Source organism: Agromyces italicus DSM 16388 (assembly GCF_000421545.1).
In the GTDB taxonomy this organism is placed as follows: domain Bacteria; phylum Actinomycetota; class Actinomycetes; order Actinomycetales; family Microbacteriaceae; genus Agromyces; species Agromyces italicus.
Window position 1 is genome coordinate 210949 of record NZ_ATXF01000004.1, and the last position, 15539, is coordinate 226487.

Here is a 15539-nt window from a genome sequence, read left to right on the forward strand (position 1 = left end):
GTGTGCTTCGGCATGCCCGTGCGGGTGAATCGACGAGTTGAGTCGGCGACTCGGGGCGTAGCTCAGCTTGGTAGAGCGCCCGCTTTGGGAGCGGGAAGTCGCAGGTTCGAATCCTGTCGCCCCGACGAGTTCCTCGACTCGACACGAACTTCCACACAACAGGAGATCTTCCCCATGCCGACCACTTCGGTTGAGAAGCTGAGCCCCACTCGCGCCAAGCTCACCATCTCGGTGACGCCCGAGGAGCTGAAGCCCAGCATCGCCCACGCGTACGAGCACATCGCCGAGCAGGTCAACGTGCCCGGCTTCCGCAAGGGCAAGGTGCCGCCGCCCATCATCGACCAGCGGGTCGGCAAGGCCGCCGTGCTCGAGCACGCGGTCAACGAGGGCCTCGACGGCTTCTACCGCGCCGCCGTCGCCGAGCACGAACTGCGCCCCATGGGCCGCCCCGAGGCCGACATCGTCGAGTGGCCGAGCGACAAGGACTTCTCGGGCGAGCTGCTGCTCGCCATCGAGGTCGACGTTCGTCCCGAGATCGAGATCCCGGCCTACGAGGGCCTCGAGCTGACCGTCGACTCGATCGAGGTCGGCGACGACGAGGTCGCCGAAGAGCTCGACCGCCTGCGCAGCCGCTTCGGCACGCTCATCACGGTCGACCGCCCCGCCAAGTCGGGCGACTTCGTGACCCTCGACCTCGTCGCCACGATCGACGGCACCGAGGTCGACACCGCCAGCGGCATCTCGTACGAGCTCGGCTCGGGCGAACTGCTCGAGGGCATCGACGAGGCGCTCGACACGCTCTCCGCCGATGAGACCACCACCTTCGCCTCGAAGCTGCTCGGCGGCGACCACGAGGGCGAGACCGCCGAGATCACCGTGACGGTCGGTGCGGTCAAGGAGCGCGAACTCCCCGAGGCCGACGACGACTTCGCACAGATCGCGAGCGAATTCGACACGCTCGCCGAACTGACCGCATCGCTCAAGGAGCAGGCCGGTCGCAACAAGGTCTTCGGCCAGGGCAACCAGGCCCGCGACCTCCTCGTCGAGAAGCTCCTCGAGCTCGCCGACGTGCCGGTCGCGCAGGGCGTCATCGACGACGAGGTGCACCGTCACCTCGAGGGCGAGAACCGCCTCGAGGACGACGTGCACCGCGCCGAGGTCGCCGAGTCGAGCGAGAAGGCGTTCAAGACGCAGATCCTCCTCGACGCGATCGCCGAGGCCGAGAAGGTCCAGGTCAGCCAGGAGGAGCTCACCCAGTACCTCGTGCAGGGTGCGGCGCAGTACGGCATGGACCCGAACGAGTTCGTGCAGATCCTGAGCCAGCAGGGCCAGATCCCCGCCATGGTCGGCGAGGTCGCGCGCAACAAGGCGCTCGCGATCGCGCTCGGCAAGACCAAGGTGTCGGATGCCGCGGGCAACGCCGTCGACCTCTCCGAGTTCACGGCCGTGGGCGGCGACGACGAGGCCGCTGAGGAGGCCACCGAGGCGCCCGCGGAGGAGAAGAAGCCCGCCGCGAAGAAGCGCGCTCCCAAGAAGGCCGCCGCCGATGCCCCGGCCGAGGACGCCGCCGAGGCTCCTGCCGAAGAGAAGAAGCCGGCTCGCAAGCGTGCGCCGAAGAAGGCCGACGCGGAGTAATCACCGCATCGCAGTACGAGAGGGTCGAGCGTTCTCGCTCGGCCCTCTCGTCTTGGCCGGGACCGTCGGCAGAGGGAGACAGGATGAGCGAGACGAGCGACTGGCAGCGGCAGATCGACGAGGTGTGGTCCAGGGCCGACGAGCTCGGCGAGCTCGAGGTCATCCGGCGCATCGACGCGCTGGCCGCCGAACGCGATGAGCACGACCCGCTCGCGCTCTTCGAGCGGGCCGGCGCGCGCGACTCGGCCGGGCTCGAGCGCGAGGCCGAACCGCTCTATCGGCGCGCGATCGGGGTCGGCCTCGCAGGTTCGGAGCGCGTGCAGGCATACATCCAGCTCGCCTCCACCGTTCGCAACCTCGGGCGGCCGCTCGAGTCGATCGCGCTCCTCGACCAGATCGAGCCCGAGTCGGGCGAGCTGCGCGACGCGGTCGTCGCGTTCCGTGCGCTGGCGCGGGTCGACGCGGGCGACGCCCGCCATGCGGCATCCGACGCCCTGGCCGCACTCGCACCCCATCTGCCGCGCTACCGCATCTCGCTCGCCGCCTACGCGGCGGAACTCGCGGCATCCGCCTAGGGCGAACAGCCCGGTTCGCGCGCGTTGCACCGGATAGATTCGATTCAACGCGACAACCGAAACGGAGCGACACATGGCCGAACCGACACCAGGCACCGGTGTTTTCGATCGACTGCTGAAGGACCGCATCATCTGGCTTGGCTCCGAGGTGCGCGACGACAACGCGAACGAGATCGCGGCGAAGCTTCTGCTGCTCGCCGCGGAGGATCCGAAGAAGGACATCTACCTCTACATCAACTCGCCCGGTGGCTCGATCACGGCCGGCATGGCGATCTACGACACGATGCAGTTCGTGCCGAACGACATCGTCACGGTCGGCATCGGCATGGCTGCCTCCATGGGGCAGCTCCTCCTCACGGCGGGCACGAAGGGCAAGCGCTACATCACGCCGAACGCGCGAGTGCTCCTGCACCAGCCGCACGGCGGCTTCGGCGGCACCGCGAGCGACATCCAGACACAGGCGCAGCTCATCCTCGACATGAAGAAGCGTCTCGCCGAGATCACCGCGGCCCAGACGGGCAAGTCCGTCGAGCAGATCAACGCCGACGGCGACCGCGACCGCTGGTTCAATGCGCAGCAGGCGCTCGAGTACGGCTTCGTCGACCACATCCGCGAGTCGGCGCTCGACGTCGCCGGCGGCGGCGGAACCCAGGCGTAGGCACGAGAGAAGAGAGAACGAGCGAATGACAGTACCCACCTTCGGTGGCACCGCCTTCAACGGCGTGCAGGCACCGGGCTCGCGCTACATCCTGCCGAGCTTCGAGGAGCGCACCGCCTACGGCTACAAGCGTCAAGACCCGTACGCGAAGCTCTTCGAGGACCGCATCATCTTCCTCGGCGTGCAGGTCGACGATGCCTCGGCCGACGACATCATGGCCCAGCTCCTGGTGCTCGAGTCGATGGACCCCGACCGCGACATCATCCTCTACATCAACTCGCCCGGTGGCTCGTTCACCGCCATGACGGCGATCTACGACACGATGCAGTACATCCGTCCGCAGATCCAGACCGTCGTGCTCGGCCAGGCGGCCTCCGCCGCTGCGGTCATCGCCGCCGCCGGCACGCCCGGCAAGCGCCTCGCGCTGCCGAACGCGCGCGTGCTCATCCACCAGCCCGCCATGGGCGAGGCGGGGCACGGCCAGGCGAGCGACATCGAGATCCAGGCGGCCGAGATCCTGCGCATGCGCGGATGGCTCGAAGAGACGCTGTCGCGTCACTCCAACCGCACCCCCGAGCAGGTCAATGCCGACATCGACCGCGACAAGATCCTGTCCGCTGCCGAGGCGCTCGAATACGGTCTCATCGACCAGGTGCTCACCTCGCGCAAGAGTCTGCCGGCGATCACCCGGTAGCCTTTCAGCGTGACGAACGCGGCGGATGGCCGGCTGGACGACAGCCGCGCCATCCGCCGCGTTTCGCTGTCTGCGGACGCGTCGATCGATCCCGCCGTCTGGCCGGCGACGGTCCCCGCGGTCGCGCAGCTCATCGAAGACCGAGGGCTCGAGTTCATGCCCGGCCTCACCTTCCTCGTGGGCGAGAACGGCAGTGGCAAGTCGACCCTGCTCGAGGGCATCGCGACCGCATACGGGCTCCCGCCCGAGGGCGGCAGCAGCAATGGGGGCCGAGCGACCCGCCCGAGTGAATCGCCGCTCGGCGAGTGGTTGCGCGTCGAGCGAAGCCCGTGGGCGCCCCGATGGGGGTTCTTCCTCAGGGCCGAGACGATGCACGGCTACTACAGCTACCTCGAAGACCTGCCCGACAGCCCCGATCGGCACCTGCACTCGCTGAGCCACGGCGAGTCGTTCAACGATCTGCTCGGCAACAAGCTCGACCACCCCGACTTCGTGGCCGGGCTCGTGTGCCTCGACGAACCCGAGGCGGCGCTGTCGTTCTCGTCGATCCTCGGATGGATCGCGGCGCTCGACCGCATGGTCGCCCGCGGCACGCAGGTCGTCTGCGCGACCCACTCGCCGATCCTCGCCTCCGTCCCCGGCGCGACCATCCTCGAGCTGGGGGAGTGGGGCATCCGGGAGGCGAACTGGGAGGACCTCGAACTCGTCGCCCACTGGCGCTCGTACCTCGACGACCCACGTCGCTACCTGCGTCATCTCATCGACGGAGCGCACCGGGTTCGCGGCGGGCGAACCCGGTGGCGTGTCGAATCGCCCGGGCTACGCCGCAACCGCCGGAACTCGGGCTAGGCTCGGAACAGACTCGTCGACAGGGAGGGTTTCGATGGCACGCATCGGAGAGAGCGCCGATCTGCTGAAGTGCTCCTTCTGCGGAAAGAGCCAGAAGCAGGTCCAGCAGCTCATCGCCGGACCCGGCGTCTACATCTGCGACGAGTGCGTCGAACTCTGCAACGAGATCATCGAGGAGCGCCTGGCTGAAGCGGGCGACACCGAGGCAGGCGAGTTCGAGTTGCCGAAGCCGAAAGAGATCTTCGGCTTCCTCGAAGAGTATGTGATCGGGCAGGAGGCCGCGAAGAAGGCGCTCGCCGTCGCGGTCTACAACCACTACAAGCGCGTGCGTGCGAAGGCGACGCTGACGACCGCCGATCGTGCCCACGACGACGTCGAGATCGCGAAGTCGAACATCCTGCTGATCGGTCCGACGGGCTGCGGCAAGACCTACCTCGCCCAGACGCTCGCGAAGCAGCTCAACGTGCCGTTCGCGGTCGCCGATGCGACGGCGCTCACCGAGGCGGGCTACGTCGGCGAAGATGTCGAGAACATCCTGCTGAAGCTCATCCAGGCCGCCGACTACGACGTCAAGCGAGCCGAGACCGGCATCATCTACATCGACGAGGTCGACAAGATCGCCCGCAAGGCCGAGAATCCGTCGATCACGCGAGACGTCTCGGGCGAGGGCGTGCAGCAGGCGCTGTTGAAGATCCTGGAGGGCACGGTCGCCTCGGTGCCGCCGCAGGGCGGTCGCAAGCACCCCCACCAGGAGTTCATCCAGATCGACACGACGAACGTGCTGTTCATCGTGGCCGGCGCCTTCGCCGGGCTCGAAGACATCATCTCCTCGCGCGCGGGCAAGCGCGGCATCGGGTTCGGCGCCCCCCTGCACAACAAGGAGGACGAGGCCGACATCTTCAGCGAGGTCCTCCCCGAAGACCTGCACAAGTTCGGACTCATCCCCGAGTTCATCGGCAGGCTTCCGGTCGTGGCGACGGTGACGCCGCTCGACCAGGAGGCGCTGATGGAGATCCTCACCGAGCCGAAGAACGCCCTCGTCAAGCAGTACCAGCGCATGTTCGAGCTCGACGGCGTCGAGCTCGACTTCGAGCAGGCCGCACTCGAGGCGATCGCCGACCTCGCGGTGCTCCGCCAGACGGGTGCCCGCGGCCTTCGCGCGATCATGGAGGAGGTGCTCGGACCGATCATGTTCGAGGTGCCGTCCTCGACGGGTGTTGCTCGGGTGGTCGTGACCAAGGCCGCAGTGCTCGACAACGCGGCTCCGACGATCGTGCCGCACAAGCCGCGCCGGGCCGAGAAGTCGGCGTAGAACGAGAGAGTCCGCCCTCCATCCCGTCTCGGGTCGCCGGGATCTCTGGGTCAATCGAAGACGCGCACGACGTGCCACCGAGCGTCGGAGCCCGATGCGTGCTCGACGTCGAACACGTGGGTCTCGCCGTCGGCCGTGCCCGCTTGGAACCGCCACCCTGAGATCTCGAGCGGTAGCCGGCCCGGGGAGACGTCGTGCTCGGCGAAGGGGCGCCACCACTCGCACGCCCCCACGAGTGCGGTCGGGGTATCGCTGACCCGGAACCGGCGCGACCGCCAGACGAGACGCAGCGGTGTTCCGGCGTCGTCCGTCCACAGTTCGACGGGTTCATGCAGTTGCGGCACGGCACCCTCCGATTCGACCGTCATTCGAATATGTGTTCGAATCCTACCATCGTGCCACGAACTGCTCGATCCGAGGCGACGGGGCGGGGAGGAGGCATCCGGGCGCGAGGAGGCTCGCACTCGGATCGAACCCGAGAACGGACGACGGCCCGAGCAGCGAAGCGCTGCTCGGGCCGTCGTACGAGGGACTCCGGCGGACTCAGGCCAGGTCGTCGTCGGTCCGAGCGCCGAACACGATCTCGTCCCAACTGGGCATCGACGCGCGGCCCTTCTTCTGGGCCCGAGCTGCGCCGTTGCTGCCCGAGGGGGACGCGACCTTGCCCCAGATGCTGCGGGCCCCTGCGCCGGGCTGATCGTCGGCGGAGAGTTCGGGCTGCGCCTCGACGGCCGCGGCAGGGGCGACCGGTGCAGGTGGCGTGGCAGGGGTGGGTGCAGGCCGCGGCGACTCGTTCTCGACGATCGCCGATTCGCGTTCACCGCGACGCCGTCGCAGCGCCTCGAGCAGGTCAGCCGTCTCGCCGAGAGATTGCTTCGGTTCGTCGGCGCGCTTGATCGCGGCACGCGCGACGGCGGGGCTCGACGTCTGCGAAGTGCGAGCGTAGGGGAGCGGCTCGAGATGGGGAGCCGTGTCGTTGACGTCGTGGTCGAGTTCCTCGAAGGTGAAGGCTCCGCTGTCGAACCTCGACTCATCGGAATCCGGCCCGACGGCACGCAGCCGGGGAATGAGCCCGCCCTTGAGTTCGCCCTGCTGCGAGAGCGTGACCGCCTCGGAGTTCAGCGGCTGCAACGACTGCTTGCGCGGCTCGAACGTCCAGCGCGCATCGTGATCGATCGTGTCGGCGGTGAACTCGAGCTTGACGATCCAACCGCGTTCCTCGTCCTTCCAGCTGGCCCATCGCTCGCCCTGGGCGCCGAGCTTCGCGAGCCGGTCGCGGATCACGGCGCCGAAGGTGGCGGGTTCGTCGGCGGGCTCCGCCTCGACGCCGAGATTGACGGGTACGGCGAGTGCCGAAGTGACGACGTGTTCGCGCTCCGCGAGCACTGGACCCTCGAATCGCCGGATGTAGTCGACCGACGCGCCCGTGACCTCCGCGACCTCCTCGGCGGACATCCCTGCACGAATGTGCGCCTGCACTTCCCGTGGCGAGGGTTTGGGCCCGCTGTGCTGCTCGGGTTGAGCCTGCCGGATCCGCGACTGGAGCACCTCGTCGATCTCGATCCGGAAGCGCGCGCCATCGTCGGAGGCAGCGAGCAACGCGCCGTTCTCGACCCCGATTACCTTGAGTTCCTGCATCGCGACAAGCCCTTCCGTGCTTTCGTCTCCGCCCAAGGATGCCACGTCGCCGCCGATGCTCGCGGGAATAGCGCGGGCGCGGCGGAAGTTGAGCACGGTGCATCGCCGAACGGGTGTGCAGAGGGTTTGCTTACGTACCCGTTTTGATGCAGACTATGGCCGCCGAATCTTCGGCGCATGAGGAAATGGATGGGAATGGCAACGGATTACGACGCCCCGCGGAAGACCGAAGACGACTCGGAGTCGATCGAGGCCCTCAAGGAACGCGTCCCCGACAAGATGTCGGGAGTGGTGGATGTCGATGATGCCGACAACCCCGGAGGATTCGACCTCTCCGGTGCAGACCTCTCGGACGTCGAACTCGATGTCGTCGTGCTTCCGCCCCAGGCCGACGAGTTCACCTGTGTGAACTGCTTCCTGGTCAAGCACCGTTCGCAGATCGACCACGAGACGAAGCTCGGGCCGATCTGCCTGGAGTGCGCGTCCTAGACGCTGCGCTGCTCACTTTCAGGCCGTCGTGATCCGTTGATCGCGGCGGCCAGTTCTTTCGGCCGTCGGCTCGAGACGAGCCAGTAGGGCGTGGGGTCCGCCGGGTCCATGATCGGCACCCGCACGACCGGTCGCACCCACCCGCGGATGACGAGGAACGCACGGGCGTCGAGCCCGGTTCCGCGCTCGATGCGGGCGGCGACCTCGTCGGCCGCAACCGCCTCGCCGAGCTGCCCGACCCCGATCTCGGCGCGTCCGGCGCGGAACCGGCCGTCGCGAACCTCGACGGTGGGCGAGGTGAGTGTCAATGCGCCCACGGACGCGAGGTAGAGGATCACCCCCGTGGCGATGCCGGCGGGCAGCGAGACGGGCGCCAGCACGAGGATGCTCGCGGGGATGAGCAGCAGGCTGGCGATGTAGATCCACGGCGTGGGCCAGAGTCTCTCGTGGTAATCGGGCATGGCTCTATCAGATCAGACTTCTGCACTCCCCGGTGATCGAGTGGGTCGGTGACCCGGGCGGCGCTCGCGCACGGACTTCTGCACTCCCCGGTGATCGAGTGGGTCGGTGACCCGGGCGGCGCTCGCGCACGGACTTCTGCACTCCCCGGTGATCGAGTGGGTCGGTGACCCGGGCGGCGCTCGCGCACGGACTTCTGCACTACCCGCGAACCGTGACCGATGCCGTCGATGTGCTGATCACCGCTGAACGCATCCCGAGCTACGCCCACGAGGGCGACGCCGGCGCCGACCTCCATGCCGCGGAGTCCGTCGTCCTCGATCCGGGGGAGCGCGCGACCGTCGCCACTGGCGTCTCGATCGCGTTGCCCGAGGGCTACGTGGCGTTCGTCGTCCCGCGGTCGGGCCTCGCATTCAAGCACGGCATCACGATCGTGAACGCGCCGGGAACGGTGGATGCGGGGTATCGCGGCGAGATCAAGGTCGCCCTGCTCAACACCGACGCGCGTGAGTCGTACACGATCGAGGCCGGCGACCGCATCGCCCAGGTCGTCGTCATGCCCGTCAGCCGGGCGCGCTTCGTCGAGGTCGAGCAACTCCCGGGCAGTCTGCGCGGCGAGGGTGGATTCGGCTCCACGGGATTCGGGGAGCTCAAGTCAGGAGTGAGCGCGTGAGCGACATCGAGAACACCGAGGGCGCGGTCGTCGACCAGCCCAAGTCCGCACCCGACGATCGGGCGAGCGCGGGCCCCTTCGACGAGTCGGAGGCCAACCCGGTCCGTCCGTACGTCGATCTCGGCGGCGTGAAGGTCCTGCCCCGAGAGGGCCTGCATCTCCGTCTCGAGGTCGAGGAGGGCACCAAGCGCGTCGTGGCCATCGGCCTCGACTATGCGAACTCGACGCTGCAGGTGCAGCCGTTCGCCGCACCGCGTTCGAGCGGGCTCTGGCACGAGATCCGTTCGCAGATCGCCGAGCAGATCGCTCGTCAGGGTGGCACGACCACCGTGCGCGAGGGAACCTTCGGACCCGAACTGCTCGCGCAGATCCCCGTGGCGGCCGGCGAGGGGCAGCAGGGTCAGATGCGTCTCGCCCGCTTCATCGGCGTCGACGGCCCCCGCTGGTTCCTGCGCGGCGTCATCGCAGGGCAGGCGGCGGTCGATCCCGCGGCGGCGTCGCAGGTCGAAGATCTCTTCCGCTCGATCGTGGTGGTGCGCGGTGCGACGCCGATGCCGCCCCGCGACCTGATTCCGCTGCGAATGCCCGCGTCCTCCGCGGGCGCTCCGACGGCGTAGCGGTGTCGGCTGCACCGGGGGCGGCACGCCCCGATGACGACGGGCAGGATGCCCCGGACAGTGCCGACGCCGATGCGGCCGAGTTCGGCCGTCAGCTCGCCGCCGCTGCCGAGAAGAGCGGCCTCGGCGCGCTCGCACGCGATGAACAGCTGAGCGGGCGCGACCTGCTCGGAGCGGTCGGCGGTGTTCGGGGCATCCTCGAGGCGCTGCTGCCCGGCCTCGTCTTCCTCGTCGTCTACAGTTCGCTGACGAGCTTCGCGGGCTACGAGGCGCAGGCGGCCCTCGTGCCGGCGCTCGGCGCGTCGGTCGGTCTTGCGGTGGTGTTCACGATCGCACGGCTCATCGTGAAGGGCCAGGCGACCCAGGCGATCGCGGGGCTCGTGGGCGTGCTCGCGTCCGCCGCGCTCGCACTCTGGACCGGGCGCGCCGAGGACAACTACGTGCTCGGCTTCTTCACGAACGCCGCGTACGCGCTCGCCCTGCTGATCTCGTTGTTCGTTCGGTGGCCTGCGATCGGGCTCATCGTCGGATTCCTCATGGGCGATGGTCTCGCATGGCGCAAGGATCGCCGCAAGTACCGCGCGGCCCAATTCCTGACACTCGTCTGGATCGGCCTGTTCGTCGCCCGGCTCGCCGTTCAGCTCCCGTTCTATTTCGCGGGCAACGTCGAAGCCCTCGGTGCTTTCCGGCTGCTCATGGGCGTGCCGCTCTATGCGCTCGTGCTCGTCTTCTCCTGGCTCGTGGTGCGCGCCGTCCACCCGTCTTCGTCGCGCTCCGGCGAGTGATAGAGTTATCTCGACGTCAAGATAAATTCGCACGAGGTGCGAGGCCTGTCGGCGGGCGATCGGCTTAGGTTACCCTTGCTGGTACCGCCCCATGTCTGACGGAGAAGATGGAGTGTCGTGCGCGTCGTCGCCGACATCCGCGAAGGAGAGGACATCGTGTCTGCAGTGAACAGTTTCGGGGCGAAGGACACGCTCCGCGTCGGTGATGAGTCCTATGAGATCTTCCGGCTCGACACCGTGCCGGGTCACGAGCGGCTTCCGTTCAGCCTGAAGGTGCTGCTCGAGAACCTGCTCCGCACCGAGGACGGCGCGAACGTCACCAAGGAGCAGATCGAGGCGCTCGGCTCGTGGGTTCCCACCGCCGAGCCCGACACCGAGATCCAGTTCACGCCGGCGCGCGTCGTCATGCAGGACTTCACCGGTGTTCCCTGCATCGTCGACCTCGCCACGATGCGCGAGGCGGTCGTCGCTCTCGGCGGCGATCCGAACAAGATCAACCCGCTCGCCCCAGCAGAGATGGTCATCGACCACTCCGTCATCGCCGACCTCTTCGGCACCGAGAACGCCCTCGAGCGCAACGTCGAGATCGAGTACGAGCGCAACGGCGAGCGCTACCAGTTCCTCCGCTGGGGCCAGACGGCGTTCGACGACTTCAAAGTCGTGCCGCCGGGCACCGGCATCGTGCACCAGGTCAACATCGAGCACCTCGCGAAGGTCACCTTCACCCGCACCGTCGGGGGCGTGCTCCGCGCCTACCCCGACACCTGCGTGGGCACCGACTCCCACACCACCATGGTCAACGGCCTCGGCGTGCTCGGCTGGGGCGTCGGCGGCATCGAGGCGGAGGCGGCCATGCTCGGCCAGCCCGTGTCGATGCTCATCCCCAAGGTCGTCGGCTTCAAGCTCTCGGGCGCGATCCCGACGGGCGTCACCGCCACCGACGTCGTGCTGACCATCACCGACATGCTGCGCAAGCACGGCGTGGTCGGCAAGTTCGTCGAGTTCTACGGATCGGGCGTGGCCTCCGTGCCGCTCGCCAACCGCGCCACCATCGGCAACATGAGCCCCGAGTTCGGTTCGACCGCCGCAATGTTCCCCATCGACGACGTGACGCTCGACTACCTGCGCCTCACCGGCCGCAGCGACGAGCAGATCGCGCTCGTCGAGGCGTACTCCAAGACGCAGAAGCTCTGGCACGACGCAGACAGCGAGCCCGTGTTCAGCGAGTACATGGAGCTCGACCTCTCGACCGTCGTTCCCTCGATCGCCGGACCCAAGCGCCCGCAAGACCGCATCGAGCTCTCCGAGTCCAAGAGCGCCTTCGAGAAGGATCTGCTCAACTACGCGATCGTCGACCACGACCTCGTCGACCTCGAGGTCGCCGAGTCGTTCCCGGCCTCCGACCCGCCCGGCAACTCGCCCGAAGACGAGCACAGCCACCACGAGCACCACCACCGCAGCCACGCCCCGGCGACCGCGTCGAACCCGACGCCGGTGACGCTGGCCGACGGTGAGAAGTTCACGCTCGACCACGGCGCCGTCGCGATCGCGGCGATCACCTCGTGCACGAACACGTCGAACCCGTCGGTCATGCTCGCCGCGGGCCTGCTCGCGCGCAACGCGGCGAAGAAGGGCCTGAAGGCCAAGCCGTGGGTGAAGACCACGCTCGCGCCGGGCTCGAAGGTCGTCACCGACTACTACGAGAAGGCCGGCCTCACCGACGACCTCGAGGCGCTCGGCTTCTACACCGTCGGCTACGGCTGCACGACCTGCATCGGCAACTCGGGTCCGCTGATCGAAGAGATCTCGGCCGCCGTCAACGACTCCGACCTCGCCGTCACCGCCGTGCTCTCGGGCAACCGCAATTTCGAGGGGCGCATCAACCCCGACGTGAAGATGAACTACCTCGCGAGCCCGCCGCTCGTCATCGCCTACGCACTCGCCGGCTCGATGAACTTCGATTTCGAGGCCGACGCCCTCGGCAAGGACACCGAGGGCAACGACGTCTTCCTGAAGGACATCTGGCCCGACGCCGCCGAGGTGCAGGACACGATCGACAGCTCGATCAACAAGGACATGTTCGTGCACCAGTACGCGAGCGTGTTCGAGGGTGACGAGCGCTGGCGCAACCTCGAGACGCCGACCGGTTCGGTGTTCGAATGGGACGAGGCATCGACCTACGTCCGCAAGCCCCCGTACTTCGACGGCATGACCATGGAGACGACGCCCGTCGCCGACATCGCCGGCGCCCGCGTGCTCGCCAAGCTCGGCGACTCGGTCACGACCGACCACATCAGCCCGGCCGGCTCGATCAAGGCCGACAGCCCGGCCGGTCACTACCTGACCGAACACGGCGTCGACCGCAAGGACTTCAACTCCTACGGCTCGCGTCGCGGCAACCACGAGATCATGATCCGCGGCACCTTCGCGAACATCCGCCTGAAGAACCAGCTCCTCGACGGCGTCGAGGGCGGCTACACGCGCGACTTCACGCAGGTCGACGCGCCCCAGTCGTTCATCTACGACGCGAGCCAGAACTACCAGGCCCAGGGCACCCCGCTCGTCATCTTCGGCGGCAAGGAGTACGGCTCGGGTTCGTCGCGCGACTGGGCGGCCAAGGGCACGAGCCTCCTCGGCGTCAAGGCGGTCATCACCGAGAGCTTCGAACGCATCCACCGTTCGAACCTCATCGGCATGGGCGTCGTGCCGCTGCAGTTCCCCGCCGGCGAGAGCTGGGCGTCGCTCGGTCTCGACGGCACCGAGGTCGTCTCGATCTCGGGGCTGGAGCAGTTGAACGAGGGCGTGACTCCCAAGACGGTGCACGTCGTCGCAGCGCCGAGCGAGCACTCGCCGGCCGGCAAGCAGACGATCGAGTTCGACGCGGTCGTGCGCATCGACACGCCGGGTGAGGCCGACTACTACCGCAACGGCGGCATCCTGCAGTACGTGCTCCGCAGCCTGGTCTGACGCGACGCACGCCTCGACGAGGGGGCGATCGGCGACTCCGCCGATCGCCCCCTCGTCTGCCCGGGCCCACAGCCGGCCCGGCGTAGAATCGTTCCGTTCGGCGGTACCACCCGCGTCACTCCGGAGGCACCACGCATGACCCTGCTCTCGACGATCTCAGGCCCTCGCGACCTCGATGCACTGAGCCAGCAGCAGCTCGAGCAGCTCGCCCGTGAGATCCGCGAGTACCTCGTCGAATCGGTGTCGAAGACGGGCGGCCATCTCGGCCCGAACCTCGGCGTCGTCGAGATGACGATCGCCATCCACCGGGTGTTCGAGTCGCCGCGCGATGCGATCGTGTTCGACACGGGCCATCAGTCGTACGTGCACAAGCTGCTCACCGGCCGCACCGACCTCTCGTCGCTCCGGCGCACCGGCGGACTGGCCGGCTACCCGCAGCGCTCCGAGTCCGAGCACGACATCGTCGAGAGCTCGCACGCCTCGAGTTCGCTGTCGTGGGCCGACGGCATCTCGAAGGCGTTCGAGATGACCGGGCAGAACGATCGCCACGTCGTGGCGGTGGTCGGCGACGGTGCACTCACGGGCGGCATGACGTGGGAGGCGCTCAACAACATCTCCGACGACAACACCCGCAAGCTCATCGTGGTCGTCAACGACAACGGCCGATCGTATGCTCCGACGATCGGCGGCATGGCCCGCTTCCTCAACACGGTGCGCACGAAGCAGGGGTACCGCAATCTCCACCTCTCGAGCCGGCGGGCGTTCGACAAGCTCGGCGGACCTGCCAGTGCGTTCTACCGCGGCGTGCGGGGTGGTCTGCACGGCTTCCTCAGCCGTTTCACCGGCAACGAGGCGCTGTACTCGAACCTCGATATCAAATACATCGGCCCGGTCGACGGGCACGACGAGCATGCGATGGAGGAGGCGCTGCGCCAGGCGAAGGCCTACGGTGCGCCCGTCATCGTGCACACCATCACCGAGAAGGGGCGCGGCTACGAGCCCGCCCGCCGCGACGTCGCCGATCAGTTCCACGCGGTCGGTCAGATCGACCCAGAGACGGGGGAGTCGCTCGAGTCATCCGCGGGCCCGTCGTGGACGGGGGCCTTCGCCGATGAACTCGTGCACCAGGCCGAACGCAACGAGCGTCTCGTCGGCATCACCGCGGCGATGCTCCGTCCGACCGGGCTGCACCGCATGGCCGAGCGGTTCCCGAACCGGGTGTTCGATGTCGGCATCGCCGAGCAGCACGCCGCGACCGCGGCAGCCGGCCTTGCGTTCGGCGGGCTGCACCCGGTGGTGGCCGTCTACGCCACGTTCATCAACCGCGCGTTCGACCAGCTCCTCATGGACGTCGCCCTGCACAAGGCCGGCGTGACGTTCGTGCTGGATCGCGCGGGCGTGACCGGACCCGACGGCCCGAGCCACCATGGCGTCTGGGATCTCTCGATCCTCCAGGTCGTGCCGGGCATCCGCATCGCCGCCCCCCGCGATGCGATCCGACTGGCCGAAGAACTCGGCGAAGCCGTCGCCGTCGATGACGCGCCCACGGTCCTGCGCTTCCCGAAGGGCACCGTCGGTGTCGACTACGACGCAGTGCGACGTACCGATGACGGCGTCGACGTACTCACGGAGTCCGACCGCAAAGACGTGCTGCTCGTCACCGTCGGGCCGATGGCCGGCATCGGCCTGGCCGTCGCCGAGCGGCTCGAGGCGCAGGGCATCGGCGCGACCGTCGTCGACCCGCGGTGGGTGGTTCCGGTGCCGCGCAGCGTGATCGAGCTCTCGGCCGAGTACCGCATCGTCGTGAGCCTCGAGGACGGCATCCGGGTCGGCGGCATCGGCACCCGCATCCGTCAAGACCTGCGCGAGGCGGGCGTCGACACCGCCGTCACCGAGTTGGGGCTGCCCGACGAGTTCCTCGAGCACGGCTCGCGGGCCGACATCCTCGAGCGGGTCGGGCTCACGCCGCAGCACATCGCCCGCGATGTGACGGCGATGGTCCTCGGCTCGAAGCTGCCGCACGCCAGGCCGACCGGCACCGAGTCGGCCGTGCCCACCGACACGAGTCCTCAGCAGCGCATCTGACGCGTTCCGCCGGCCGTGCGGACCGCGGCATCGCGGGCGAGCCGGCGCCGGACGCCTCGGGGGACACCTCGAGCGAGGCGGGCGCGAGGCATCCACCGAACAC

General features: G+C 68.3%; 16 protein-coding genes and 1 tRNA gene. 14 read left to right on the forward strand and 3 right to left on the reverse strand.

Translation table 11 applies throughout. From position 1 onward, the window contains the following. The first annotated feature begins 51 nt into the window (after positions 1-51). The 7 genes from H516_RS0101385 (at position 52) to clpX (ending at position 5723) form a co-directional block, all read left to right on the forward strand. Positions 52-125, forward strand: a tRNA-Pro gene (locus H516_RS0101385). Positions 126-174: 49 nt separating this feature from the next. Continuing rightward, the gene (tig, locus tag H516_RS0101390; RefSeq protein WP_022887940.1) at positions 175-1635 is read left to right on the forward strand and encodes a trigger factor; all 1461 of its coding nucleotides are present in this window, start codon (positions 175-177) and stop codon (positions 1633-1635) included. Between the two features lie 83 nt (positions 1636-1718). Beyond that, a complete protein-coding gene (locus H516_RS0101395; RefSeq protein WP_026378287.1) occupies positions 1719-2210 on the forward strand; it encodes a tetratricopeptide repeat protein in 492 nt (163 codons plus the stop codon). A gap of 73 nt (positions 2211-2283) precedes the next feature. Continuing rightward, a complete protein-coding gene (locus H516_RS0101400) occupies positions 2284-2868 on the forward strand; it encodes an ATP-dependent Clp protease proteolytic subunit (RefSeq protein ID WP_022887941.1) in 585 nt (194 codons plus the stop codon). 25 nt (positions 2869-2893) lie between these two features. Next, positions 2894-3562, forward strand: a complete 669-nt coding sequence (locus H516_RS0101405) for an ATP-dependent Clp protease proteolytic subunit (RefSeq protein WP_022887942.1) — start codon at positions 2894-2896, stop codon at positions 3560-3562. A gap of 9 nt (positions 3563-3571) precedes the next feature. Continuing rightward, positions 3572-4411 (forward strand): AAA family ATPase, encoded by an 840-nt coding sequence (locus H516_RS17675; RefSeq protein WP_022887943.1) that lies wholly within the window; start codon positions 3572-3574, stop codon positions 4409-4411. Between the two features lie 34 nt (positions 4412-4445). Next, positions 4446-5723: an ATP-dependent Clp protease ATP-binding subunit ClpX gene (gene clpX / locus H516_RS0101415; RefSeq protein WP_022887944.1), complete on the forward strand. Its 1278-nt coding sequence runs from the start codon at positions 4446-4448 to the stop codon at positions 5721-5723. Positions 5724-5773: 50 nt separating this feature from the next. On the opposite strand, the gene H516_RS0101420 is transcribed toward clpX, so the two are convergent. Continuing rightward, positions 5774-6091, reverse strand: coding sequence for a hypothetical protein (locus H516_RS0101420; protein WP_022887945.1), 318 nt, complete (start codon positions 6089-6091; stop codon positions 5774-5776). A 175-nt stretch (positions 6092-6266) separates the two neighbouring features. Next, the gene (gene sepH, locus H516_RS0101425) at positions 6267-7322 is read right to left on the reverse strand and encodes a septation protein SepH (protein WP_245561705.1); all 1056 of its coding nucleotides are present in this window, start codon (positions 7320-7322) and stop codon (positions 6267-6269) included. Between sepH and H516_RS22595 the strand changes: the two genes are divergently transcribed. Then, positions 7230-7508 (forward strand): hypothetical protein, encoded by a 279-nt coding sequence (locus H516_RS22595; protein ID WP_245561715.1) that lies wholly within the window; start codon positions 7230-7232, stop codon positions 7506-7508. The two genes, sepH and H516_RS22595, sit on opposite strands and share 93 nt — an antisense overlap. A gap of 48 nt (positions 7509-7556) precedes the next feature. After that, the gene (locus H516_RS0101430) at positions 7557-7850 is read left to right on the forward strand and encodes a DUF4193 domain-containing protein (protein WP_026378289.1); all 294 of its coding nucleotides are present in this window, start codon (positions 7557-7559) and stop codon (positions 7848-7850) included. Here the strand turns inward: H516_RS0101430 and H516_RS0101435 are convergent. Further along, the gene (locus H516_RS0101435) at positions 7847-8311 is read right to left on the reverse strand and encodes a DUF3093 domain-containing protein (RefSeq protein ID WP_022887948.1); all 465 of its coding nucleotides are present in this window, start codon (positions 8309-8311) and stop codon (positions 7847-7849) included. The two genes, H516_RS0101430 and H516_RS0101435, sit on opposite strands and share 4 nt — an antisense overlap. Before the next feature lie 212 nt (positions 8312-8523). Here H516_RS0101435 and dut point away from each other — a divergent pair, with 212 nt between their 5' ends. From dut to dxs, 5 genes are all read left to right on the forward strand, one after another. Continuing rightward, positions 8524-8982, forward strand: coding sequence for a dUTP diphosphatase (dut, locus tag H516_RS0101440; protein ID WP_026378290.1), 459 nt, complete (start codon positions 8524-8526; stop codon positions 8980-8982). Beyond that, positions 8979-9599, forward strand: coding sequence for a DUF3710 domain-containing protein (locus H516_RS0101445; protein ID WP_022887950.1), 621 nt, complete (start codon positions 8979-8981; stop codon positions 9597-9599). Before dut ends, H516_RS0101445 begins: the two co-directional genes overlap by 4 nt. 2 nt (positions 9600-9601) lie before the next feature. Then, the gene (locus tag H516_RS0101450) at positions 9602-10384 is read left to right on the forward strand and encodes a DUF3159 domain-containing protein (RefSeq protein WP_022887951.1); all 783 of its coding nucleotides are present in this window, start codon (positions 9602-9604) and stop codon (positions 10382-10384) included. A 156-nt stretch (positions 10385-10540) separates the two neighbouring features. After that, positions 10541-13351, forward strand: a complete 2811-nt coding sequence (gene acnA / locus H516_RS0101455) for an aconitate hydratase AcnA (protein ID WP_026378291.1) — start codon at positions 10541-10543, stop codon at positions 13349-13351. Between the two features lie 135 nt (positions 13352-13486). After that, positions 13487-15436: a 1-deoxy-D-xylulose-5-phosphate synthase gene (dxs, locus tag H516_RS0101460; protein ID WP_022887953.1), complete on the forward strand. Its 1950-nt coding sequence runs from the start codon at positions 13487-13489 to the stop codon at positions 15434-15436. The last annotated feature ends 103 nt before the right edge of the window (positions 15437-15539 follow it).

Bases quoted from the DNA above. Each gene is read 5' to 3' on its own strand.
- dxs (WP_022887953.1), top strand. From the start codon at position 13,487: ATGACCCTGCTCTCGACGATCTCAGGCCCTCGCGACCTCGATGCACTG.
- H516_RS0101430 (WP_026378289.1), top strand. From the start codon at position 7,557: ATGGCAACGGATTACGACGCCCCGCGGAAGACCGAAGACGACTCGGAG.
- tig (WP_022887940.1), top strand. From the start codon at position 175: ATGCCGACCACTTCGGTTGAGAAGCTGAGCCCCACTCGCGCCAAGCTC.
- H516_RS0101405 (WP_022887942.1), top strand. From the start codon at position 2,894: ATGACAGTACCCACCTTCGGTGGCACCGCCTTCAACGGCGTGCAGGCA.
- H516_RS0101435 (WP_022887948.1), bottom strand. From the start codon at position 8,311: ATGCCCGATTACCACGAGAGACTCTGGCCCACGCCGTGGATCTACATC.
- clpX (WP_022887944.1), top strand. From the start codon at position 4,446: ATGGCACGCATCGGAGAGAGCGCCGATCTGCTGAAGTGCTCCTTCTGC.
- H516_RS0101400 (WP_022887941.1), top strand. From the start codon at position 2,284: ATGGCCGAACCGACACCAGGCACCGGTGTTTTCGATCGACTGCTGAAG.
- H516_RS0101395 (WP_026378287.1), top strand. From the start codon at position 1,719: ATGAGCGAGACGAGCGACTGGCAGCGGCAGATCGACGAGGTGTGGTCC.
- H516_RS0101420 (WP_022887945.1), bottom strand. From the start codon at position 6,091: ATGACGGTCGAATCGGAGGGTGCCGTGCCGCAACTGCATGAACCCGTC.